At 53.6% G+C, this 21,764-nt stretch carries 22 protein-coding genes and 1 tRNA gene; 15 read left to right on the plus strand and 8 right to left on the minus strand.

Annotation, left to right across the window (positions count from 1 at the left end; all coding sequences use genetic code 11):
- The first annotated feature begins 51 nt into the window (after window positions 1-51).
- The 3 genes from xylR to LBW88_RS18935 all read left to right on the plus strand — a co-directional run bounded on the left by xylR (window position 52) and on the right by LBW88_RS18935 (window position 2,501).
- Window positions 52-1,230 (plus strand): D-xylose utilization transcriptional activator XylR, encoded by a 1,179-nt coding sequence (gene xylR / locus LBW88_RS18925; protein WP_224933689.1) that lies wholly within the window; start codon window positions 52-54, stop codon window positions 1,228-1,230.
- 61 nt (window positions 1,231-1,291) lie between these two features.
- A tRNA-Sec gene (locus LBW88_RS18930) sits at window positions 1,292-1,386 on the plus strand.
- A gap of 263 nt (window positions 1,387-1,649) precedes the next feature.
- Window positions 1,650-2,501, plus strand: coding sequence for a helix-turn-helix transcriptional regulator (locus LBW88_RS18935; RefSeq protein ID WP_224933688.1), 852 nt, complete (start codon window positions 1,650-1,652; stop codon window positions 2,499-2,501).
- On the opposite strand, the gene LBW88_RS18940 is transcribed toward LBW88_RS18935, so the two are convergent.
- The gene (locus LBW88_RS18940) at window positions 2,455-2,853 is read right to left on the minus strand and encodes a helix-turn-helix domain-containing protein (RefSeq protein ID WP_224933687.1); all 399 of its coding nucleotides are present in this window, start codon (window positions 2,851-2,853) and stop codon (window positions 2,455-2,457) included. The genes LBW88_RS18935 and LBW88_RS18940 overlap by 47 nt on opposite strands.
- A 192-nt stretch (window positions 2,854-3,045) precedes the next feature.
- Here LBW88_RS18940 and LBW88_RS18945 point away from each other — a divergent pair, with 192 nt between their 5' ends.
- A complete protein-coding gene (locus tag LBW88_RS18945; protein WP_224933686.1) occupies window positions 3,046-3,423 on the plus strand; it encodes a DUF1360 domain-containing protein in 378 nt (125 codons plus the stop codon).
- Between the two features lie 2 nt (window positions 3,424-3,425).
- Here LBW88_RS18945 and LBW88_RS18950 read toward each other — a convergent pair whose 3' ends face one another.
- Entirely contained in the window at window positions 3,426-3,890 is a 465-nt protein-coding gene (locus LBW88_RS18950; RefSeq protein ID WP_224933685.1) for an Rrf2 family transcriptional regulator, read from the minus strand.
- A 71-nt stretch (window positions 3,891-3,961) separates the two neighbouring features.
- On the minus strand, window positions 3,962-5,032 hold the full coding sequence (locus LBW88_RS18955) for an alpha/beta hydrolase (RefSeq protein ID WP_224933684.1): 1,071 nt from the start codon (window positions 5,030-5,032) through the stop codon (window positions 3,962-3,964).
- Window positions 5,033-5,128: 96 nt separating this feature from the next.
- Here LBW88_RS18955 and LBW88_RS18960 point away from each other — a divergent pair, with 96 nt between their 5' ends.
- A complete protein-coding gene (locus LBW88_RS18960) occupies window positions 5,129-6,262 on the plus strand; it encodes an EpsG family protein (RefSeq protein WP_224933824.1) in 1,134 nt (377 codons plus the stop codon).
- A 238-nt stretch (window positions 6,263-6,500) separates the two neighbouring features.
- Window positions 6,501-7,541 (plus strand): acyltransferase family protein, encoded by a 1,041-nt coding sequence (locus tag LBW88_RS18965; protein ID WP_224933683.1) that lies wholly within the window; start codon window positions 6,501-6,503, stop codon window positions 7,539-7,541.
- Between the two features lie 71 nt (window positions 7,542-7,612).
- On the opposite strand, the gene LBW88_RS18970 is transcribed toward LBW88_RS18965, so the two are convergent.
- Complete coding sequence (locus tag LBW88_RS18970) at window positions 7,613-8,605, minus strand: LacI family DNA-binding transcriptional regulator (RefSeq protein ID WP_224933682.1); 993 nt, start codon at window positions 8,603-8,605, stop codon at window positions 7,613-7,615.
- 402 nt (window positions 8,606-9,007) lie between these two features.
- On the opposite strand from LBW88_RS18970, the gene LBW88_RS18975 reads away from it, so the two are divergent.
- Window positions 9,008-10,471: a sugar porter family MFS transporter gene (locus LBW88_RS18975; protein ID WP_224933681.1), complete on the plus strand. Its 1,464-nt coding sequence runs from the start codon at window positions 9,008-9,010 to the stop codon at window positions 10,469-10,471.
- A gap of 15 nt (window positions 10,472-10,486) precedes the next feature.
- On the opposite strand, the gene LBW88_RS18980 is transcribed toward LBW88_RS18975, so the two are convergent.
- From LBW88_RS18980 to LBW88_RS18995, 4 genes are all read right to left on the minus strand, one after another.
- Window positions 10,487-11,620 (minus strand): ROK family protein, encoded by a 1,134-nt coding sequence (locus tag LBW88_RS18980; protein ID WP_224933680.1) that lies wholly within the window; start codon window positions 11,618-11,620, stop codon window positions 10,487-10,489.
- Between the two features lie 16 nt (window positions 11,621-11,636).
- Window positions 11,637-12,377: a DNA replication protein DnaC gene (dnaC, locus tag LBW88_RS18985; RefSeq protein WP_224933679.1), complete on the minus strand. Its 741-nt coding sequence runs from the start codon at window positions 12,375-12,377 to the stop codon at window positions 11,637-11,639.
- A complete protein-coding gene (dnaT, locus tag LBW88_RS18990) occupies window positions 12,377-12,913 on the minus strand; it encodes a primosomal protein DnaT (RefSeq protein ID WP_224933678.1) in 537 nt (178 codons plus the stop codon). The genes dnaC and dnaT overlap by 1 nt, the downstream gene beginning before the upstream one ends.
- A 92-nt stretch (window positions 12,914-13,005) precedes the next feature.
- Window positions 13,006-13,698 carry an autotransporter domain-containing protein gene (locus LBW88_RS18995; protein ID WP_224933677.1) on the minus strand — a complete coding sequence of 231 codons (693 nt, stop codon included), beginning with the start codon at window positions 13,696-13,698 and terminating at the stop codon, window positions 13,006-13,008.
- Window positions 13,699-13,840: 142 nt separating this feature from the next.
- Here LBW88_RS18995 and LBW88_RS19000 point away from each other — a divergent pair, with 142 nt between their 5' ends.
- The 8 genes from LBW88_RS19000 to ghrB all read left to right on the plus strand — a co-directional run bounded on the left by LBW88_RS19000 (window position 13,841) and on the right by ghrB (window position 21,709).
- The gene (locus tag LBW88_RS19000; protein ID WP_224933676.1) at window positions 13,841-14,401 is read left to right on the plus strand and encodes a DNA-3-methyladenine glycosylase I; all 561 of its coding nucleotides are present in this window, start codon (window positions 13,841-13,843) and stop codon (window positions 14,399-14,401) included.
- A 110-nt stretch (window positions 14,402-14,511) separates the two neighbouring features.
- Window positions 14,512-15,174 carry an OmpA family lipoprotein gene (locus LBW88_RS19005; protein ID WP_224933675.1) on the plus strand — a complete coding sequence of 221 codons (663 nt, stop codon included), beginning with the start codon at window positions 14,512-14,514 and terminating at the stop codon, window positions 15,172-15,174.
- A 161-nt stretch (window positions 15,175-15,335) separates the two neighbouring features.
- The gene (locus LBW88_RS19010) at window positions 15,336-16,340 is read left to right on the plus strand and encodes a LacI family DNA-binding transcriptional regulator (protein WP_224933674.1); all 1,005 of its coding nucleotides are present in this window, start codon (window positions 15,336-15,338) and stop codon (window positions 16,338-16,340) included.
- 58 nt (window positions 16,341-16,398) lie between these two features.
- A complete protein-coding gene (locus LBW88_RS19015; RefSeq protein WP_224933673.1) occupies window positions 16,399-17,424 on the plus strand; it encodes a LacI family DNA-binding transcriptional regulator in 1,026 nt (341 codons plus the stop codon).
- A gap of 122 nt (window positions 17,425-17,546) precedes the next feature.
- The gene (locus LBW88_RS19020; RefSeq protein WP_224933672.1) at window positions 17,547-18,296 is read left to right on the plus strand and encodes a sugar phosphate isomerase/epimerase family protein; all 750 of its coding nucleotides are present in this window, start codon (window positions 17,547-17,549) and stop codon (window positions 18,294-18,296) included.
- A 7-nt stretch (window positions 18,297-18,303) separates the two neighbouring features.
- The gene (locus LBW88_RS19025; protein WP_224933671.1) at window positions 18,304-19,245 is read left to right on the plus strand and encodes a sugar kinase; all 942 of its coding nucleotides are present in this window, start codon (window positions 18,304-18,306) and stop codon (window positions 19,243-19,245) included.
- A gap of 141 nt (window positions 19,246-19,386) precedes the next feature.
- The gene (locus LBW88_RS19030) at window positions 19,387-20,667 is read left to right on the plus strand and encodes an MFS transporter (RefSeq protein ID WP_224933670.1); all 1,281 of its coding nucleotides are present in this window, start codon (window positions 19,387-19,389) and stop codon (window positions 20,665-20,667) included.
- Between the two features lie 67 nt (window positions 20,668-20,734).
- Window positions 20,735-21,709: a glyoxylate/hydroxypyruvate reductase GhrB gene (gene ghrB / locus LBW88_RS19035; protein WP_224933669.1), complete on the plus strand. Its 975-nt coding sequence runs from the start codon at window positions 20,735-20,737 to the stop codon at window positions 21,707-21,709.
- Window positions 21,710-21,764 lie beyond the last annotated feature (55 nt).

The following is a 21,764-nucleotide window of genomic DNA, read 5'->3' on the forward strand; positions in this document are numbered from 1 at the left end:
CCTTACCGCCGTGCTATGCAATGCGCTGAGGGTTTAAAGGGACGCGCCACCATGCATGAGAAACGTTACCGCATTACGTTACTGTTCAACGCCAACAAGGTGTATGACCGCCAGGTGGTCGAGGGCGTAGGCGAGTATTTGCAGGCTTCGCAAACCGACTGGGATATTTTCATTGAGGAGGATTTTCGCTGCCGTATCGATAACATCCGCGAGTGGCTGGGTGATGGCGTGATCGCGGATTACGACGACAGCTCGATTGAAACGCTGCTGGCGAATGTTCCAGTGCCGATTGTCGGCGTTGGCGGCTCCTATCATCAGCCGCAGGACTATCCGCCGGTGCATTACATCGCCACCGACAACGCCGCGCTGGTGGAGAGTGCCTTCCTGCATTTGAAAGAGAAAGGCATCAACCGCTTTGCGTTTTATGGTTTGCCGGCAGCCAGCGGCAAACGCTGGTCGCAGGAGCGCGAACAGGCGTTTCGCCAGTTAGTGATGCGTGAACGTTATCAGGGCGTAGTGTATCAAGGCATGGAAACCGCTCCCGAGAACTGGCAACACGCGCAGAATCGCCTCGCCGACTGGCTGCAAACCCTGCCGCCGCAAACCGGCATTATCGCTGTCACCGATGCGCGTGCGCGTCACCTGCTGCAAGCCTGCGAGCATTTGAAAATTCCGGTGCCGGAGAAGCTCACGGTGATCGGGATCGATAATGAAGAACTGACACGCTATCTCTCCCGCGTGGCGCTCTCGTCTGTGGCGCAGGGCACGCGCCAGATGGGCTATCAAGCCGCGAAGCTGCTGCATCGTTTGTTGAACAAGCAATCCTTACCGCTGCAGCGCATTCTGGTGCCGCCCGTCAAAGTCATTGCCCGTCGCTCCACTGATTTCCGCTCACTGAACGACCCCGCAGTGATTCAGGCCATGCACTACATTCGTTTCAATGCCTGCAAAGGGATTAAGGTGGAACAGGTGCTGGATGCGATCGGCATGTCACGATCCAATCTGGAAAAGCGTTTTCGGGATGAGACCGGCGATACCATTCACGCCATGATTCACCGTGAAAAGCTGGAGAAAGCGCGCGAGCTGTTGGCTTCTTCATCGCTGAACATCAATGAGATTTCGCAGATGTGTGGCTATCCGTCGCTGCAGTATTTCTATTCGGTGTTTAAGAAGAGCTACGCCAGCACACCCAAGGAGTATCGCCAACTTCACGGCGAGAACGTGCTGTAGCGCACGGGTAAGATCAAGATTTCGCGCTGGGTTATGGCTATAATTGCGCGGCATCTTCAAAGGAAGATCGTCGTCTCCGGTGAGGCGGCCGGATTTCAAATCCGGTTGGGGCCGCCAGCGGTCCCGGGCAGGTTCGACTCCTGTGATCTTCCGCCACCTTCATCTTACTGTTACTCATTTCTAAATGATTGGCTTAGGCAACCTGTCAGTCATCATTACAAGTTGGAAAATTTCAGCCTGAGGATGTAGAGCAAGGTTGGCAATTTACTTCTGCACTCTTCTCCGCCACTTGTTCCAATCTCTTTACCTCGCCTGCACAATGCAGTTATTCGTTAAAACCGAACAACTGAGCTCTGTTTAAAAATCAGCTTGTTCATGATTCTATACTGTCTTTCACGCTGGCTATTGCGGAATCACCCATGCTCATCCATCCCACCGACAAACTCACCTTCTCCGGCGATCCGCGCGCGGATGAGCTGCGAAAGCGTCTGCTGCAACCCAATGCACCCAAAGTGATTGCGGCGGCGTTATCTAAGCAGTTAGATCGCGAAAGTCGCACCCATAGCCATGCCGCCGGACAGCTCTATTGCCTGAAGCAGGGAATGATGACGGTTAACACGCCATCGGGCATCTTCGCCAATCCGCCGCGCCTGGTGGGCTGGATTCCGCCGCACTTCGAACACGCGATAATCGGACCGGGTCGCGTGCTCGGCTGGACGGTGTTGGTGGATGAAGCACTGACGGCGCCGCTTCCGAAACATCCGGTGTTGCTCTCCTGCCCGTCAGTGCTGGAACCGCTGGCTGAGCGGCTGGCAAATTTGTCGCCGGATAGCTGGGGCAGCGATCGTTACAATCGGTTATGCGACGTATTTCTCGATGAGTTGTATGAGTCCACCGAGCATGCGCTGACGCTGCCGCTCCCCGATGAGCCACGTCTGCGGCAAATCGCGCGCTTGTTGATGGACAATCCGGCGGATACGCGCACCGGCCCCGAACTGGCGCAGTGGGCGGGATTGAGTCCGCGCAGCCTGAGTCGACACTGGGCGAGCGCGGTGGGCATGAGCCTCTCGCGCTATCGCCAGGTATCGCGACTGTTGAAATCACTGGAAGGGCTGGCCGACGGCAAAAGTGTGCAGCAGGTAGCGTGGCAGGTCGGCTTTGACAGCGTGAGCAGTTACATCAGCGCCTTCCGCAGCGCGTTTGGTTCGACGCCCGGCAAATACTTTACGCCGCCTGACGCGTCTGCGGTTGCAGCATCAGAAGACTCGTAGGCCCATCAATGTCCGGCAGGCTGTACTGATATTTACGACGAAACGCACCGGGCGGCATATCGTACAGTCGGCGGAAGGTGCGGCACCATGTCTGCTGCGACTCAAAACCATATTTAATCGCAACCTCCATCAGCGGCATGTGACCGTTCATCAACGCAATCGCCGATGCCGTGAGTTTGCGTTCACGAATATAGCTGCCTAGCGCAATACCGGTATGGTGACGGAACATTCGTTGCAAATGCCACTGCGAATAGCCTGCACGACGCGCGACGGTCTCCAGCGTCAGTCGCTGTTCAATATTGTCTTCGATCCAGAGCATCAGTTGATGCATACAGGCTGCCTGAATATCCATCTTTCCTCCTGATGGCGGATTAAAAAGTCAGCAGCATTATAAAAAAGCCTCAGCTGGCTATGTTTAGCGTTAAAGCCAATAAATAACGATATCTCGCCAAAATTACGCACGTGTCTTTCGGGCTCCACGCTTGCAGCTTACACTATCATGTAATATTGTAAGTTACATGATAAATGCCTGACAGGAGAATGTATGAATAGTTGGATGACTTCAGACGTGGGAATCTGTGTTGCGATAGCGTTGGCAGCGGCCAGTATCGCCATGACCCTCACCCAAACCGAGCTGTTTGCTGGCTTACGCGCATGGACCGCCAAAAAGCACGCGTTACTCGGCCATCTGTTTCACTGTTTTTATTGCATGAGCCATTGGACGGTGCTCGCGGGCATGCTGATTTATCGCCCTGCGCTATTGCACAGTGACATGGCATTGGTGGATTGGGTGATGACGGCGTTCATTACCCTGACCCTTACCACATTTATCAACGGTCTGATGTTTAAGGTCTTTCAGGCCGCAGTGACCACGCATGTGATGAAGCATAATGCGCAGATCACTTTGCAGAAGCAGGATTAACGTTATTCGCGGCACAGCGGATGGGGCTCAGATTCCAGCCCCAGATTCGCCATTTTATTGAGGTAATCACCGGCAATGTCCGCCACGGTGATTTGGCTAAAGCGATTAAGTAACACCATTTCCGCTTCATTGAGTGCCTGATCCAGCCGCTCATCAACGGCATGTTCCACCAGACAAGGTGACGGATCGGCGGCGGGCCCGATGCTGAACAGCGCAGGCGAACCCATCGCCTGATACACATCCAGCAGCGTAATCGCGCTGAGTTCCACCTGCAGCTCCCAACCGCCGCCGTGCCCCTTCTCCGACACCACATAGCCTTTTTCGCGCAGGCCGGACATCATGCGGCGCACCACCACCGGATTGGTGCCCAACATTTTCGCCATCGCTTCCGAGGTGGCGCGTTTAACGTGCCGATCAAGATGAATCAAGGCGTGCAGGGAGCGGGACATTCGGTTGTCGCGGGGCATGGGTCATTCCTCTAAAGTTCACGACACTCTAGCAAAGCCGCCCGGCTGCAACAATTTATCCCGCCTTTTCGCTATGGCTTCACCAGGCTCGCCTGCCAGTCACTGAACAGGGTCAGCCAGTTTTTGGCGGGGATATTCTTTTTCTCGCCGGTGCCAAAACCATGGCCGCCCTGCTGGAAAAGATGCATCTCGACCTTCACCTTATTTTTACGTAGCGCGTCGAACATCAGTAAGGTGTTTCTGGGCGAGGCGGTGCCATCATCCAGCGCCTGTGCCAGGAAGGTCGGGGGAGTTTTATCGCTTACCCGGTTTTCCTGTGAATTCTGATCAATCACCGACTCGCTGATATCCTTGCCGTACATCGCCGTTCGGGTGCCGACATGGGTTACGCCATCTTTTAACGACAGCACCGGATAGATCAGGGCGCTAAAATCCGGTCGCGCCGGAATCTGATCCAGCTTATCTACCGCTGAATAATTGCTGGCATCCGCATTATTGCTAAGGTTGGCTGCGAGGAAAGCGCCCGCAGAAAAACCCATCACGCCAATCTGGTCGGCGGCGATGTGATAATTCGCTGCATTGCCGCGAATCATGCGCATGGCTCGTTGTGCATCAGAAAAAGCATTATTACGGTTAACCTCTGAACCCCCGCGCGGCATACGATAAATTAAAACAAATGAGGAATAACCTTTCTGGCTCAATACTTTTGCGACATCCAGCCCTTCAGCGTCCTGCATGATATAAGAAAAACCCCCACCAGGAATGATTAGCACGGCAGAATGATTATTCTTTCCCGCGGGAGGAACATAAATCATTTCTGGAGAATCAACATTTGTGACAGCACGATTATTGATGGCCGGGTTTTTGCTGAAATTAATAAATTTATTATTTCCTGACACTTCATTTGGCCAGATAGGAATTTCCTTATTGGCAAACGCAGCCGGAAGATACAGTAGAAACAATAGCGCAGTTAAATGAGGAAACTTCATCTCGATGGCTCCAAATCCTGAGTAAAAACAGTGACAAATGACAAAGCCTTGAGAAAAAACCAGGCTTTGCTGCGCAACACTTACCCCAGAGTGCATCAAATAAAAGGAATAGGCTGAGTAAAGTAACAAATAATATCTCTTACCTGCATTCACTATAATACCGGGCCAGAAAAAATTAGACTTTTCTCATGTTTACGTTAACAAGGCCATATGTTATAAGTAAATTTTAAACTATAAGAATCTGTGACCATGGGAATTTACTGGATCATAAGTCTTAGCCTGACTTTTGTCGCTATCGTCGAAGTCATGTTAAGTAAAAATGAAAACACAGCACAAATCAGATCATACGTTTATTTTGTTGCCGTTGTAGTGCTTTTTACTTTCGGCGGCATTCGTGGTCTGGGTACGGGACTCGATGATTTCCAGTATCGTGATTTCTTTGTTCATTTCGTCGATAAAATCACTATTGAAGGATTCTGGCGTACAGCAGACGAATTCCGTTACGAACCGGCGATATATGCTATTGCAGGCTTAACACGTATATTTACCGCTAACCCCGATATCTTTATGTTTGTCTTTACGGTCATTGCCGTGTGCGTTAACGCATGGTATTTCCGTAAACTGACACCGTTGCCGATTGTCGCATTAGCTGTCTACTCCGCGCACTTATTTATCAACAAAGACATGAACCAGATTCGATTTGGCTTATGTTCCGCCTTCTTAATGGGCTTTGTTTATCACATGTCCCGGCGCAGTAAATCCGGGATGATAACCACCTTTATTCTTTCCTTCATCAGCCACGCCACAGGGATTGTTGCTCTCCTGATTCCAATGGCGATGATTGTGAGGAAAAACAAATACATTCCTATTATCATTGTCGTCGCCAGTTTACCTCTCGCCTTTATGGGGAGTTCAGCGCTGATCGCGCTGCTTTCCAGTCATCTGGGCGGATTAGGTGACAGGGCCATGGGCTATGCTAATCAGGAGTCAACGCAGGATCAGGGGATTTTTACCCTGTCAAACCTGAAGAATATTGGCTTTGTGTTTATCTTCAGCTTTATGCTGCTGAGTGACAGAATCAAAAACTTCGATCCGGTGAAGTTTAATACTTATTACATCATGGTCATTACCTTCGCGCTTGGTGCGGGATTGAGGATGGCGCTGCAGGATTATGCATCAGGCGGACGTTTAGCGAACTTCCTGCTGCAAGTTGAACCGGTGCTTATTTCCCTGTGTATCTGGGAAACCAAAAAATTGAAAAAGTTGATCGCTGTAGGTGTGACAGTGTTAATGGTGCTCTATTATCTTTATTACAATACCATTTCAAGCAAACAGTCGATTACCGGTTATGAAGTTTCACAAACCTTCAAGATATTCCGCTAAGCCGCGAAAACGCTAACCTCTGGTTAGCGTTTTTTGTTTTAATCTCAGATAAAACTGATGGACGCATAAGGAAAGTCTGAATGTTTTTATGGTCCTGGTCATTGCTTGCTTTTTGATTTATTTAAACCTCTAATAGGCTCATATCTGCGCCAGCAGAGTTCGGAGTTTTCTTATTAGAGCGACACTCGTTTATTCCTGATTTTACTGGCGCGACGTCACTCATTGAAAGAACGCAAATATGAACGAAAAAAACAATTTTGACATCGTCCGATTCTCCCTTGCCTTTATCGTGATGCTGGTGCATAGCGCAGAAGTGACGAGAAACGTCGATATTCGTTTTCTCGGGCACTTTCTAAATAGTGACTTTGCAGTAAAAGGATTTTTCGCAATAAGTGGTTTTCTTATTGCAAAAAGTTACTTAAGAAGTAAATCACTCACGTCCTATTTTATTAAGCGTGCGCAACGTATCTTGCCTGCTTATATATTTGTCATCATTCTGTGCTTCGTGATCGGGATGTGTCTGACGACGCTACCGCTGATGGATTTCCTGAAAAATAAAGAAACCATCAAGTATCTCGTCGCAAACTTCTCTTTCCTGAACTTCATTCAGGCGTCGTTGCCCGGCGTGTTCACCAACAACCCGAATCAGCCGATGGATGGCTCGCTGTGGACCATCAAAGCTGAACTGACGCTGTATGTGCTGCTGCCGCTGGTTGTTCCGATGATGAAGAAAAACCCGCTTAAAGTGTGGGGCGCGATCTTCGTTATCTCATGCGCCTGGTTCTTCTACTTCACGTCGGTGTACACCGGGCCGAAAGCCGATACCCTGGCGAAGCAGTTTGTCGCGCTATCGTCTTACTTCTTCTTTGGTAGTCTGCTGGCGGTTTATCAACCAGCTTTTGATCGCCTGAAAGAGATTACGATTGTTTCTCTGGTGGTGTTCCTGCTGTTTAAATCGACCGACTATGCCTTTCTTATCGAGCCGGTGGCGTTCTCATCGGTGGTGATTCTGTTCTGCACCAACCTGTGCAAAGAGGTCAAAATCAGTCAGTACGGCGACCTCTCGTATGGCATGTACCTGTATCACTGGCCGATCATTCAGGTTCTGCAACACTTCGGCGTGTTCGATGCCAATGCTTTCCTGGGGTTGGGATTGACCATCGTGATTACGCTTGCGCTGGCTTACACCTCATGGAATGTGCTGGAGAGTCGTTTCCTGAAACGTGCGCACCATACGCAGCCACCTATTACTCCGCCGACCACCACTGCACGTGATTGACCCGTGTGATTGATAAGTAGGGTGATGAAAAAACCCCCCTTCAGGTTATCCGGAAGGGGGGTTTTTCGTACTTAGATAGTGGCGCCCATTGAGAGCCGGTAATGCAGGTTAACCTGTTCGATAGTCGGCTGCTGGTTGATCTTCTTCAGCACAATCTCAGTGGCGACTTTTCCCATTTCAAAGCGTGGCGTGATGACGCTGGCTAAGCGCGGCGTGGTGGCCTGGCCAATCTCCAGCCCATGAAAACCGGCAATCGCCATGGTCTGCGGCACCGCAATCCCCGCCGCCTGACACTCCTGTAATACGCCGACGGCCAGGTCATCATTGGTGCAGAGAATCGCATCCATCTCAGGATAGAGCTGACGTGCCAGCGTCATCATGCCAGTACCAATCGATACTGAAGAAACCTTGTTTGGCACAATACGCCCCGCCGGGAAGCCCGCCGCTTCCACCGCATCACGATAACCGGCATAGCGCTGCTCATCGCGGCGGTCGGACATCGAACCAAAATAGATCACGCGCTGTTTGCCGCTGGCCAGCAGCATCGAGGTCATATCGTAACCAGCACGATAGTTGTCAAAACCGACGTTAATACGCCCGCTGGCTTCCGTCAGCCCCATCACTTCCGCCACCGGAATATTGGCTGCATTGAGGTATTTCTCGGCGCGCACGGTGTGCACTGATTCGGTGAGGATCAGCCCTTTGATGTTAAACGCCAGCACGGTGGCGATCTGTTCTTCTTCACGCTGGGCGTTGTAGTCGTAATTGACCACCAGCGTCTGATAGCCGTGTGCACTGGTGACCGACTCAATGCCCGCCAGCAGATCGGCAAAGATTTGGTTGTTAAATGAGGGAACCAGCACGCCGATGCGCGGCTGGCTTTGATTGGTTGTGGTGGTGTTGTCGCTATCGGGGACGTAGCCGATCTCAGCAATGACGCTGGCGATTTTCTCCGCCGTTTCCGTTTTAACCTTTTCCGGGGTACGTAAATAACGGCTCACCGTCATTTTGGTGACGCCCGCCAGGGTAGCAATATCGTCCAGAGTGATGCGCTGCGTTTTCATTGCGACGTCCGCAAAGAGGGCCTTTCAATCAACGTATTATGCCCGTTGCCCGGCAAAAAATGAAACGGACGTGCAACAGCGGTCAGGCAGAGAAATGTTGACCGTTTGACAGAATAAAAATTTCACAATACTGCAAGAAAAAACAAGAATCGTCATGCCATGCCAACCACACCTGATAAAAAACCTATCATTTCAGCCAAATATGGCCCTGCCGTTAATATTGCCATCAGCAATTTTCGCAACGTCCTTCACACTTTCTGGAAAAAATGATCCAAAAACCATCATTTAGAACATATATTCCATGATGATGACCTCGAGTGACAACGCTGAACATCGATAACCTACACCACTCCTCTTTCTGAACACGTAACGTTCAGGCCGTAGAGACAAGGGGCTATAACAATGGATACCAGGCAAAAACGCTACAACATGAAGTATGTCATTCTCTGCTGTACCGTCGCGGCATTTGGCGGACTGCTGATGGGCTATGACTCTTCAATTATCTCCGGTGCAATCGAACCTCTTAGTGAATATTTCCAGTTAACCCCCGCCGAAACCGGCTGGGCCGTTTCCAATATTCTGCTGGGTAGCTTAGTGGGCTGCTTTATCGCTCCCCGCCTGAGCGATAAACTCGGGCGCAAAAAATCACTCGCCATTACCGCACTGCTTTTCACTGTTTCGGTGATCGGAACGGCGATCGCCCACAACTTCACCGTGTTTGTGCTGTTCCGCATCATTGGCGGACTGGCGATTGGCCTCGCCTCGGTGATTTCGCCGATTTATCTGGCGGAGCTGTCGCCTTCGAAGTTTCGCGGTCGCACCACTGCTCTCTATGCAGTCTGCTGCGTCGGTGGACAATCGGTGGTGCTGCTGACCAACTACTTCATCACCAAATCGACGCTGCCCGAGGTGATGGTTAACATGGGCTGGCGTTACATTCTGGCCACCGCGCTGGTGCCTTGTGCGCTGTTCATCTTCTTCATCGCCTTTATCCCAGAATCTCCGCGCTGGAACGTGCTTAAGGGCAAATACGATGAAGCGCTGGATACGCTGACTAAAATTTCTAATCGCGAACATGCCGAAAGCGTGTTCAATGAAATCAAACACTCCTTCTCAGACAAAGCCGCGCATCAACATAAATCGCGCCTGCGCCTGGATAAAACCACCATTCCACTGCTGGTGATCGGTATCGGCCTGGCGGTCGGTAACCAAATCAGCGGCATTAACGTGATTCAATATTTTGGGCCGACGCTGTTGAAGAACGTGGCAGGCAGCACCGATTCGGCGTTGCTGCAGACTTTCTGGCTGTCGATTTGTCAGTTTATTGGTGTGCTGGCGGGGATGATGCTGATTGATAAAATCGGCCGCCGTAAGCTGCTGTTGCTGGGTGCCATCACCTCCTGCATCTGCCTCGCTTACTCGTTCATCGCTTTCTATTATCACCTGCCGGGTATGCTGGCGGTGGTGGGTCTGTTTGCCTATATGATTTTCTTTGGCATGACCTGGGGTCAGATTGTCTGGACCGTGCTGGGCGAAATCTTCCCTACTGAGATTCGTTCAATCTGTGTCGGGATTTCCATCTGTGCCATGTCGATGGCGAACTTTGTCATCAGCAGTACCTTCCCGATCATGAACAGCAGCCCAATGCTGCTGGATATGTTCCACGGTGGCTTCCCACTGCTGCTGTTCGCGATTTTCTCGCTGGGTATGTACTTCTTTACCTTCCGCTATCTGCCAGAAACCGCGGGCGTGTCGCTGGAGAAAATTCATGGGCTGGTGCTGGAGAAGTTTAACGTTGAAGCGGATTTGCCGCAGAGCACCTCAACGACCAAATCCAGCGAGTCATTTGATATTCCACGGCATTAATGTGATGAAGCGCGCCTACGAAATGGCGCGCTCATATTGTTCAATTACCGCCAGCGCTAAACCGTTGGCGGGATCGATACGCTGCGGCAGGAAGTGCAGCTGCGTATGAGAGAAGGTAAAGGCCAGCGTGCTGGCCTGTGCCGTTTCTGCAACCGCCTGGATAAATGCCGGATGCGCATTCCACGGCCCATCAATAATAATGCTCGCCGGATTCACCAGTTGCATCACATGGCTTAGAGCGTGGCCGAGATGCTGACCCGTTAACGCCATCACCTCACTGACGATCTGCGGTTCACTGGCAGCGTTCTGCCAGCGCAATCCTGTTTTACGCTGTCCCAGCTGCTGTTGAATCGCGGGCTGACTGATCAGGGTTTCCAGGCAGCCTGAACGACCACAACTGCATCGCAACCCTTTAGGTTGCACCTGTAAATGACCAATCTCCCCGGCGGTCCAGCTGCTGCCGACAAACACTTCGCCCTGCTCCACCAGCGCTCCGCCGACCCCTTCACCAATGCGCAGATAAAAATGACTTTGTGATTTATCCAGATTGAGTTGCTGCACCGAGAGCAGCGCGGCAGCCTTGACGTTATGCATGATACGCAGCGGTAAGCGGCAGGCGCTGATCAGCGGCGTCAGGACATCAACATCCTGCCAGCCAAGATGGGCGGAAAAGTGCACCCTGCCGCGCTGTGGATCGATAATGCCGGGAAAGCCCACGGCGATGCCCAGCAATTCAGGATGCGCGGCGTGCAACGTCTGGCACACTTCCACCAGCTCATGCAGCAGTTGCTCAGGTTCGGCGGTCGGCGTTTGCCAGGTCTGCTCCGCAATCACCTGCGAGAAGTAATCACAGACGCGCCAGTGGATGGCATTACGCTCCACCATGATGCCGGCGCTTTTCAGCTTTTCCGCGCGCAGCGAAATTTCGATTTTAGGCCGTCCGGCCGCTGCCACGCTAACCGGGCCGAGTTCATTGATCAGCCCCTGCGCCAGCAAATCATCGACAATCAGGGAAACGGTGTTTTTACTCAGCTGCAGCGCCAGTGCTAAATCCTGGCGGGACGTGATGCGCGTGCTGCGCAGTTGCGTCATCACGCGCTTAAGGTTGTTCAAACGGAGTAATGCGGGACCTTTACCGGCTGCTTTCATCGCGCACCCACCTGACTCAATACTCATCACCGCGTACACGGCTGCGATAGCTATCCCAATCGAAGCGCACCCACAAACTGGTGCCGAGACGCATACGATCCATCACGCGCTCGCCTAATAAGCCATTCATTCCTGCCGGGTCAAGATTCGACAGCATACCGGTCGGGCGTTTTGACGATGAGCGACGATCGACAATCTGATTGATGATCACTTTTTCGTAGCGGGATTCACTCTGCATGCCGATCTCATCGATCACCAGCAGATCCACATGGCTGAGATCCTGCAATAAACGCTCTTCGGTGAGATCGCTGCCGCCGCTGAAGGTGCCTTTCATGCTCGACATCAAATCCGCCACGGTGACAATCAGCACGCTTTTGCCGCGCAGAATAAGGTCATTACCGATGGCGGCGGCCAGGTGGTTTTTCCCGGTGCCAGGGCGACCGGAAAACACAAAACTGGCGATGCTGTTGTCAAACCCGGCGGCATATTCCCGCGCCAGCGCCAGTGCTTTGCGCTGACCGTCATTCTCGACACGATAGTTATCAAACGAGCAGTTCATGTGCAGCTCACGGATACCGGAACGCCCCATGATACGCTGCATTTTCATGGCGCGGTTTTCCCGCACGATGGCTTCAGAGCGCAGGCGGCCCTGTTCCTGATTCCACGCCAGCAGCTCTTCACCGTTTTTGAATTTCGGTTGCACATCCGCAGGCATAAATTTTTTCAGGCGACTGAAAAGATCATTCGGCGTTTTCATCACTCACCTCGGAATCCATCGGGGATATCATATTGAGTATTGCTGATCTGGGTGACATCGCGCTTCGGCTGACCGCCATTGGCGGCACGGTTCATTTGCACGCTGCGCGCCAGTTTCTGCTGCCACTGCACATGGTGGAACAGTCGGCCTTCGGCCTGCCAGTAAGCCACAAAGGTGGCCAGTTCGGCCGCGGTCACCGGTTCACTCAGCGTCACGCCCCAGATAGCGGCCTGACGTTGAAAGTCCTGATCAGGCTGCCAACCCTGATACATGGCAAATTTGCCCACCGGTGTAGCGATCGGTGCCGCATCGGTATGGAACAGGCTGTCATCCAGCGTGACATCATTTGGCTGCTGCGCTGCGGCTTCCAGCGCCAGCAACTGTGCCAGACGCTGCGGTGTCAGCGCATAAAAAGCGGGCGCATTATTGTGCAGCACCGCCAGCACGCCGTTATCGGCCTGCTGCAACACGGCAAGCGGATCCTGGCAAAAGCCATCCAGCCCCACCAGCGTTGAAGATAAGATTTTAACTGACATGAAGAAACCTGACGTTGACCAACCCGGAGCGCCGATAGGTTCAGCGCTAAGCGGTCAGTGTACCTGTTTTAACGCGTTGGATCGCGCAGGAATTAGAAGCTGGCGCTGACGCCAAGGCTGTAAATAAACTGTTCACCGCTGACCACCGCCCCGGTTTGTGAGAAGGAGGCGAAAGCCGCCATATTTTGCCCAAACGGCACATTGGCTCCCACGCTGACATCCATCCAGTTGCTTTCATGACCGATCTCTTCGGGGCGATCGCGCAGAGCTGATACGTTGTCTTCGTTTAATTGATGGCTGTAGCTAACCTGTGCCCAGGGTGAAATCCAGTCAAGGGTGGAATCAAGGCGCCAGCCCACCGAGGCAATATGCCCGGCGTGATTGCCATCAACAAATTCACACTTCGGGCAGCTCAAGCGGGAATCATCCACCGCAAATTGCGCCACCGGACCGGTACGCAGCGTGGAATTCATCGGCATCTGCCAGCCTGCTGAGTAGCGGTTGGCAAACGGGGCATTCCCCACACTGGCTTTTTCACTGTGCAGCACCATCGCGCTCTCATCCGGAGAATTAAGCGCGGCATCCATCAGACTGACATCACTGCTTTCTGTAAACTTCAGGTGATTACTGGAAATTTTTTCAGCAAGTATCGCATTGTAATCCGGCACATAATCGGCGCCGGACTCATCCCAGGCGTAAGCCGGCAGCGCCGTAAATAACAGCCACACACTGCCAAAAGCCAGCATCAGATTGTGCTGGCCTGTCCGCTGACTTTTCTGCAACATGAAAGACTCCTGACGAGCCAGAAAGGGAACGGGCGTTAAGATTCAGGTTTTTTGATTATCGGCACCCATTGATTAACTATTAATCGATTCTGCAATACGTCAAGGGATTAACAGTATTTTCCTCATGCTTAGGGAGAGTAATATGCAACGTTGTGGCTGGGTAACACAGGATCCGCTCTATCTGGCGTACCACGATAATGAGTGGGGCGTACCACAAACTGATAAGCAAGCCTTATTTGAAATGATCTGTCTTGAGGGACAACAAGCGGGTTTATCGTGGATTACCGTGCTGAAAAAACGTGAAAACTATCGTCGTGCGTTCCACGAGTTTGATCCTCACGCCGTGGCGTTGATGGATGAAGCCGACATGCTGCGCTTGCTGCAAAACAGCGGAATAATTCGTCATCGCGGCAAGCTGGAGGCGATCATCCATAACGCCAAAGCCATGCTGGCACTGGAAGCCGAAGGCGAAGACTTTTCACGCTTTGTCTGGTCATTTGTCGATAATCAGCCGATTTTGCACCGTTACGCTGATTACACGCTGGCGCCCACCACCTCCGAGCCTGCGATTGCGCTCTCTAAGGCGTTAAAGAAGCGTGGTTTTAAATTCGTCGGTCCGACAACCTGCCATTCATTTTTACAGGCGTGCGGGCTGATTAACGATCATCAAACCAGCTGTTTCTGCCATCCCGATAATCTTTAAAGCAAATCTTTACACTTTAAGACTGACCCTCACGCATTTCCCCATTATTGAACGGCATAATAGTGCCGTTTTGGGGCATTTTCCCCGTGTGATTTTGTGAGGGATTTTCAATGAAAAAGCGTAGTTTGACGCTGGCCTTGTTACTCAGCGGCAGCGTAGTGCTGTCAGGTTGTACCACCAATCCTTATACCGGTGAATCGCAGGCCGGGAAATCCGGTATCGGCGCGGGCTTAGGTGCCGTGCTGGGCGCGGGCGTTGGCGTGTTGTCATCATCGAAGAAAGATCGCGGCAAAGGTGCGTTGATTGGTGCCGCGTCAGGGGCTGCCGTTGGCGGTGGCGTCGGGTATTACATGGACGTTCAGGAAGCGAAGCTGCGCGATAAAATGCGCGGTACCGGCGTCAGCGTGACGCGTCAGGGCGACAACATCGTGCTGAATATGCCGAATAACGTCACCTTTGACTCTAATAGCAGCAACCTGAAACCAGCAGGCGCCAATACGTTAACAGGTGTCGCGATGGTGCTGAAAGAGTATCCTAAAACCGCCGTCAATGTGGTGGGTTACACCGACAGCACCGGTACACGTGCGCTGAATATGCGCCTGTCGCAACAGCGTGCGGAGAGTGTGGCCAGTGGCCTGATTCTGCAAGGCGTAGCGCAGAACCGTCTGCGTACGCAGGGCATGGGCCCGGATAATCCGGTGGCCAGCAACAGCACCGAAGCGGGTAAAGCACAAAACCGCCGTGTCGAGATCACGCTGAGCCCACTAGGTTAATCCCCATCGCCGGTCTGCTTCTGCAGATCGGCGTTTCCACACGTTTTTACACCGCATTAGACGCTTTTTGTATCAGATAACGCTCTATAATCGTCAACCAATAGAGCCGTAAAATACTTTATGCTAGCGTGATCAAAATTTGATCAGTGGAAAACGTCATTATGTCGCTCAAAGCCATTGCCGCTGCCCTCGGCCTCTCTGTTACCACTGTGAGTCGTGCGCTAAATGGCTATGACGACGTCGCGGCCGCCACGCGTAAACGTATTGAAGAAGAAGCCACCTCGCGCGGCTATCGTCCTAATGATGCCGCGCGCCGTCTGAAGACCGGCCGCGCCAATGCTGTCGGGCTGGTTTTCCCGGTCAGCACAGCCTCGCTGAATGACAGTTATTACAGTGAAATGCTGCTAACGCTGGATCAGCGCCTCGCTCAGCATGACATTGATTTGATGATTCTGCCGGACAAGCCGCAAGACAAGCACCGCACGCTGATGCGTTTATTACGCGGTGGCGCGCTGGATGCGCTGATTCTCACCCATACTCAACCACACGATATCCGTCTGCAGCGTTTGCAGCAGAAAGGCTATCGCTTCCTCACGCTGGGCCGCAGTCAGCTGCCGGAACCTTATGCCTGGTTTGATTACGACAATCATGCTGGCACCCTGCTGGCCGCTGAACACTGTTTGCAACAAGGGCTGACGCGGCTTGCCTATCTGGGCGGCAACGAGCCTTGCACGTATATCCTCGATCGCCGCCATGGTTTTATTGATGCCCTCACGCAGCATCAACCGCCGATCGCGCCCACCATGTTGGCTGCGCTGCCGATGACGCGCCGTGCCGGTTATCAGCAAACACAGCGCTGGCTGGCGCAGGATATCGCGCCTCAAGCCATCATCACCGATTGTGCCCCGCTGGGGGAAGGTGCGGCCATTGCGTTGCAGCAAGCCGATCGTCTCAGCGGCACGCGGGCGATCCCTCTCTACGTCTACGATGGCTTGCCACATGACTCCATTGTCGATCATCCGGTGAACGCGATTCTGCAACTGTCGCAGCAGCGCATTGGCGAACGCGTGGCCGAAATGGTGCTGCAACTGCTGGAAGGCGCACCGCTTGAGGAGCTTCAGACGCTGTGGCAACCGATGCTGCGCCTCACTTCTGATGCACAATGATTGCGTGTGCGCCGTGCTGTGATAGTCTTCGCCTGATTTTATTATTCAGGTGTATGCAATGAAAACCAGGCCGCCACGAGCCACAATCAGTGACGTTGCCCGCACGGCAAAAACCGGTAAAACCAGCGTTTCCCGCTATCTCAATGGCGAATTGAACCTGCTCTCGCCCGATCTCAAAGCCCGTATTGAACAGGCCATCGCCGATCTCGATTATCGCCCCAGCCAGATGGCGCGCGGCCTGAAGCGTGGCCGCACACGACTGATTGGCCTGATCATCGCGGATATTACCAATCCCTACTCGGTAGATGTGCTGAGCGGCATTGAAGCGGCCTGTCGTGCGCAGGGTTTTACGCTGCTGATGTGTAACACCAATAACGAAGTCGATCGTGAGCAGTATTATCTGCAACTGCTGAGCAGTTACCAGGTCGAGGGCATCGTGGTGAACGCGGTCGGGATGCACGAAGAAGTGCTAAAACGCCTGCAGCAGTCAATGCTGCCCATGGTACTGATTGACCGTAAAATTCCTGACTTCGCCTGTGATGTGGTCGGCCTGAACAATCCCGAAGCCGCGCAAATCGCTACCCAGCATCTGCTGGACAATGGTTACGATGCCCTGATGTTCCTCAGCGAGCCGCTGGGCAGCGTTAACACCCGCCGTGAACGCCTTGGCGCGTTCTATGACACCAGCAAAGCCCACACCGGAGTGATGGCAGAAAACGCCGAAGTCCCCTTGCACCAGCCAGATCAGCTGGAGCAGGTGCTGCGGGAATTTCAGCAACGCCACCCTGGCAAACGCTGTGCGGTGATGGCCGCCAACGGTGCGCTGACCTTGCAAGTGGCGCGCGCCTTGCAGCGCCTCGAACAACGCTGGGGTGAAACCATCGGCCTGCTTGGCTTTGATGAGCTGGAGTGGGCTGCATTGGCGGGCGTGGGCATCACCACCCTGAAACAGCCCACCTGGCAGATTGGCTATGCGGCGCTGGAACAGGTGATTGCGCGCATTGACGGCAATGAACAGCCAATCAGCGAGCAGGTTTTCCCCGGCGAGTTGATTGTGCGCGGCTCCAGCCAGCCGCTGCGTTAATCCCCCTTTCTCCGGCTCACTTCGTGAGCAGGATCATAATTCCACACTCTCTGCCTTTCATTTGGAACCGGTTCCATTTAGGTTTTTTATAACACCCTTACCGAGTTCAATGGAGAGACAACATGGCACATCCGGAAATCATCGTGGTCACCGCCGCCTATGGCACGCAGAAAGTCGCCGAGTCAGGTGGCCAAAGCGCACTGCTGCCGCTGATTAAAGCCGCTGGCGCCGATGGCGTTGAAATTCGCCGTGAGCTGTTCAGTGAAGATGATCTGCTACGGTTAAACTCATTGAACAAAGCGATTGCTCAACAGCAGCTCAGCGCCAGCTATTCGGTGCCAGAAGCGTTGTGGCTGGAAGACGGCTCGCTCAACCCTCGCCTGGGGCAATTCCTGCTGGAAGCCGAACAGATTGGCGCTAAACGGTTGAAAATCGCCCTCGGTCATTTTGTCGATCTTTCTGACGCTTCGCTGGCTGAGGTGCTGGCCGCATCGCCGGTGACCGTGGTGGTGGAAAACGATCAAACGCCAGACAGCAAGCTGGCCCCGATGCAGAACTTCTTCCATCGTGCCTGCGATGCCGCCTTGCCGCTGGATATGACCTTTGACATGGGCAACTGGCAGTGGACCGGTGAAGACGCCATGCAGGCCGCAGCTCAGCTCAGCCGCTACGTCAGCTACATTCACGTTAAGGCCGCCGTGCCGCATGGCGAGAGCTTCCGTGCCGTGGCGCTGGACGAAACTGACGGCAGCTGGCGTGCATTGCTCAAGGCACTCCCTGCCGATGCGCCGCGCGGCATCGAGTTCCCGCTTGAAGGCGAAGATCTGCTGGCCGTGACGCGCCATTACGTCGATCTGCTGCGTGCGCTGTAAGGAGTTGATGATGAAGCAACTGGATGTGGTCACCATTGGCGAAGCGATGGCGATGTTTATCGCCCAGCAAAGCGGGGATCTCGCCGCCGCAGAAGGCTTCGTCAAACGTATTGCCGGTGCCGAACTGAATGTGGCGATCGGCCTGGCGCGCCTCGGTTTGCAGGTGGGTTGGGTCAGCCGCGTTGGCGATGACAGTTTTGGTCGTTTCACGCTGCAACAGCTGGCGAAAGAGAACGTCGATCACCACTGCGTGACCACTGATTCCCGCTATCGCACCGGATTTCAGCTCAAGTCGCGCGTCGATGACGGTTCCGATCCGGAAGTGGAATATTTCCGCGCCGGCTCCGCCGCCAGCCATCTCTCGCCAGACGATTTCGACGCCGATTACTTCGGCAATGCGCGCCATCTGCATTTGAGTGGCGTGGCTGCCGCCCTCTCCGACAGCTCGCTGGAATTGACCAAGCACGCCGCGAAAGAGATGCGTTCACGCGGCAAAACCATCTCCTTCGATCCCAACCTGCGCCCGGTTCTGTGGCGCAGCGAGGCGGAGATGCGTAAGCAGCTGAATCTGCTGGCAGAGTACGCAGATTGGGTGCTGCCGGGTGAGAAAGAGGGTTTGATTCTCACCGGTTATCGCCAGCCGGAAGCCATCGCTGATTTCTATCTGGATAAAGGCGTGCGAGCGGTGGTGATCAAAACCGGCTGCGACGAAGCCTGGTATAAAACCGCCGACGGTGAAAAGGGCAATGTCGCCCCGATTCTTGTCGACAACGTGGTGGATACCGTGGGCGCGGGGGATGGTTTTGCCGTGGGCCTGATCAGCGCACTGCTGGAAGGCAAATCGCTGCCGCAGGCGATTTTGCGCGGTAACAAAATTGGTTCGCTGGCGATTCAGGTCGCGGGCGACAGTGAAGGGTTGCCGACGCGCGCAGCGCTGGGCGATTTTTAATTAAGCGGTTGCCTTCATTGGCGATGCTGCAGGAAGGGTCCGCATTTATGCGTTCCTGATTAACAGGTCTGTCTCTACACAACCCGATTATTTCGAGGCGCATCCATTGAATGTGCCCGCCTCAAAACAGAGGAGTCACCCATGAAATCGCAGACAATCGCGCCAAAACGCTGGTGGTTTATCATGCCCATCGTGTTTATCACCTACAGTCTGGCGTATCTGGACCGGGCGAACTTTAGCTTCGCCTCTGCCGCAGGGATTAATGACGATCTCGGCATCACCAAAGGCATGTCATCGCTGCTGGGTGCCCTGTTCTTCCTTGGCTATTTCTTCTTCCAGATCCCGGGCGCGGTGTATGCCGAACGCCGCAGCGTGAAGAAGCTGATCTTCTGGTGTCTGATTTTGTGGGGCGGCTGCGCCTCGTTAACCGGCGTGGTGAGCAATATCCCGATGCTGGCGGCGATTCGTTTTGTGCTCGGTGTGGTAGAAGCGGCGGTCATGCCCGCGATGCTGATTTACATCAGCAACTGGTTCACTAAGTCGGAGCGTTCGCGCGCCAACACCTTCCTGATCCTCGGTAATCCGGTCACGGTACTGTGGATGTCGGTGGTTTCCGGCTATCTGATTAACGCCTTCGGCTGGCGTGAAATGTTTATCTTCGAAGGCATCCCGGCGGTGATCTGGGCCGTGGCCTGGTGGTTCCTGGTGCAGGATAAACCGGCACAGGCCAAATGGATGAGTGACGAAGAGAAAGCCGCTCTGCAGGCACAGTTGCAGAAAGAGCAGGAAGGCATCAAAGCGGTACGCAACTATGGCGAAGCTTTCCGCAATCGCAACGTGATCATTCTCTGTATGCAATATTTCGCCTGGAGTATTGGCGTGTACGGTTTCGTGCTGTGGCTGCCTTCAATTTTGCGTAACGGCACGCAGATGGGCATGGTGGAAGCGGGTTGGCTGTCTGCGGTGCCTTATCTGGTGGCGACCATTGCGATGATCGTGGTGTCGTGGGCATCTGACAAAAAGCAAAACCGTAAGCTGTTTGTTTGGCCGCTGCTGCTGATTGGGGCGCTGGCGTTCATCGGTTCATATTTGGTCGGCTCCAGCCACTTCTGGCTGTCGTATGCCCTGCTGGTGATTGCCGGTGGCGCGATGTACGCCCCCTACGGCCCGTTCTTCGCCCTGATTACTGAAATGCTGCCACGCAATGTTGCCGGCGGTGCCATGGCGCTGATTAACAGCATGGGCGCACTCGGTTCCTTCATCGGATCGTGGATTGTAGGCTATCTTAATGGCGCAACCGGCAGTCCTGCCGCCTCTTACATCTTTATGGGTGCCGCGCTGCTGGTGTCGGTGTGGCTGACGTTAATCGTCAAGCCTGCAGAGAATAAGACATCACCGATTCATGGGGCGAGGCACGCCTGAAAGCGTAAAAAATGACTTTTTCGGGGCGGCTCAGGTCGCCCGTCACACGTTCTACAGGGAGCAAATGATGAAACCTGCTGTGATTCTTTATAAGAGCCTGCCAGACGATCTGCGCGCTAAACTTGATGCCCATTTTACCGTGACCGAAGTGCATGACGTCTCCCCCGAAACCGTGCAACAACATGCCGCACAGTTTGCAGAAGCACAGGGTTTGCTGGGGTCAGGCGGCAAGGTAAATGGTGATCTGCTGGCAAAGATGCCTGCACTGCGCGCCTGCTCCACCGTTTCCGTGGGCTATGACAATTTCGATGTTGAAGCACTGAATCAGCGCAACGTATTGCTGATGCACACCCCAACCGTTCTGACCGAAACCGTGGCCGATACCATGATGTCTCTGGTGCTGAGCACTGCACGTCGCGTCACCGAGTTGGATAAATGGGTTAAAGCCGGTGAATGGAAGAAGAGCATCGGGCCAGAGCGGTATGGCGTGGATGTGCATCACAAAACATTGGGTATTCTCGGGATGGGCCGTATTGGTCTGGCGCTGGCACAGCGTGCGCACTTTGGCTTCGGCATGAATATTCTCTACAACGCACGCCGTCAGCATGAAGAGGCGGAAACCCGCTTCGGTGCGCGTGCCTGTGACCTTGAAACGCTGCTGAAAGAGAGTGATTTTGTCTGTATCAGCCTGCCATTGACTGAGCAGACGCATCATATGATTGGCGCAGCACAGCTCAAGATGATGAAGCCTAGCGCCATCCTGATTAATGCGGGTCGTGGTCCGGTGGTCGATGAGCAAGCGCTGACCGCGGCTTTGAAGGACGGCACGATTCACGCTGCCGGTCTGGACGTGTTTGAAGTTGAACCGGTGCCCGCCGATGCGGAGTTGCTCAAGCTGCCGAACGTGGTGGCGCTGCCGCACATCGGTTCTGCCACCCATGAAACGCGCTACGGCATGGCGCGTGATGCGGTGGATAATCTGATTGCTGCGCTGAGCGGCAAAGTTGAGAAAAACTGCGTTAACCCGCAAATCCAGGTCTAAGCTTGCTGCTTTAGCCATTGCGCCTGCCCGTGGCGGGCGCTATGGTGGTTGCCCA

Origin of the sequence: Pantoea sp. alder81 (assembly GCF_020179835.1) — a bacterium.
Classification (GTDB): Bacteria; Pseudomonadota; Gammaproteobacteria; order Enterobacterales; family Enterobacteriaceae; genus Pantoea.

What these genes read in the sequence shown, in the direction of transcription:
- xylR (WP_224933689.1), top strand. Translation starts at nt 52, where the DNA reads ATGCATGAGAAACGTTACCGCATTACGTTACTGTTCAACGCCAACAAG.
- LBW88_RS18935 (WP_224933688.1), top strand. Translation starts at nt 1,650, where the DNA reads ATGCTCATCCATCCCACCGACAAACTCACCTTCTCCGGCGATCCGCGC.
- LBW88_RS18940 (WP_224933687.1), bottom strand. Translation starts at nt 2,853, where the DNA reads ATGGATATTCAGGCAGCCTGTATGCATCAACTGATGCTCTGGATCGAA.
- LBW88_RS18945 (WP_224933686.1), top strand. Translation starts at nt 3,046, where the DNA reads ATGAATAGTTGGATGACTTCAGACGTGGGAATCTGTGTTGCGATAGCG.
- LBW88_RS18950 (WP_224933685.1), bottom strand. Translation starts at nt 3,890, where the DNA reads ATGCCCCGCGACAACCGAATGTCCCGCTCCCTGCACGCCTTGATTCAT.
- LBW88_RS18960 (WP_224933824.1), top strand. Translation starts at nt 5,129, where the DNA reads ATGGGAATTTACTGGATCATAAGTCTTAGCCTGACTTTTGTCGCTATC.
- LBW88_RS18965 (WP_224933683.1), top strand. Translation starts at nt 6,501, where the DNA reads ATGAACGAAAAAAACAATTTTGACATCGTCCGATTCTCCCTTGCCTTT.
- LBW88_RS18970 (WP_224933682.1), bottom strand. Translation starts at nt 8,605, where the DNA reads ATGAAAACGCAGCGCATCACTCTGGACGATATTGCTACCCTGGCGGGC.
- LBW88_RS18975 (WP_224933681.1), top strand. Translation starts at nt 9,008, where the DNA reads ATGGATACCAGGCAAAAACGCTACAACATGAAGTATGTCATTCTCTGC.
- LBW88_RS18980 (WP_224933680.1), bottom strand. Translation starts at nt 11,620, where the DNA reads ATGAAAGCAGCCGGTAAAGGTCCCGCATTACTCCGTTTGAACAACCTT.
- dnaC (WP_224933679.1), bottom strand. Translation starts at nt 12,377, where the DNA reads ATGAAAACGCCGAATGATCTTTTCAGTCGCCTGAAAAAATTTATGCCT.
- dnaT (WP_224933678.1), bottom strand. Translation starts at nt 12,913, where the DNA reads ATGTCAGTTAAAATCTTATCTTCAACGCTGGTGGGGCTGGATGGCTTT.
- LBW88_RS18995 (WP_224933677.1), bottom strand. Translation starts at nt 13,698, where the DNA reads ATGTTGCAGAAAAGTCAGCGGACAGGCCAGCACAATCTGATGCTGGCT.
- LBW88_RS19000 (WP_224933676.1), top strand. Translation starts at nt 13,841, where the DNA reads ATGCAACGTTGTGGCTGGGTAACACAGGATCCGCTCTATCTGGCGTAC.
- LBW88_RS19005 (WP_224933675.1), top strand. Translation starts at nt 14,512, where the DNA reads ATGAAAAAGCGTAGTTTGACGCTGGCCTTGTTACTCAGCGGCAGCGTA.
- LBW88_RS19010 (WP_224933674.1), top strand. Translation starts at nt 15,336, where the DNA reads ATGTCGCTCAAAGCCATTGCCGCTGCCCTCGGCCTCTCTGTTACCACT.
- LBW88_RS19015 (WP_224933673.1), top strand. Translation starts at nt 16,399, where the DNA reads ATGAAAACCAGGCCGCCACGAGCCACAATCAGTGACGTTGCCCGCACG.
- LBW88_RS19020 (WP_224933672.1), top strand. Translation starts at nt 17,547, where the DNA reads ATGGCACATCCGGAAATCATCGTGGTCACCGCCGCCTATGGCACGCAG.
- LBW88_RS19025 (WP_224933671.1), top strand. Translation starts at nt 18,304, where the DNA reads ATGATGAAGCAACTGGATGTGGTCACCATTGGCGAAGCGATGGCGATG.
- LBW88_RS19030 (WP_224933670.1), top strand. Translation starts at nt 19,387, where the DNA reads ATGAAATCGCAGACAATCGCGCCAAAACGCTGGTGGTTTATCATGCCC.
- ghrB (WP_224933669.1), top strand. Translation starts at nt 20,735, where the DNA reads ATGAAACCTGCTGTGATTCTTTATAAGAGCCTGCCAGACGATCTGCGC.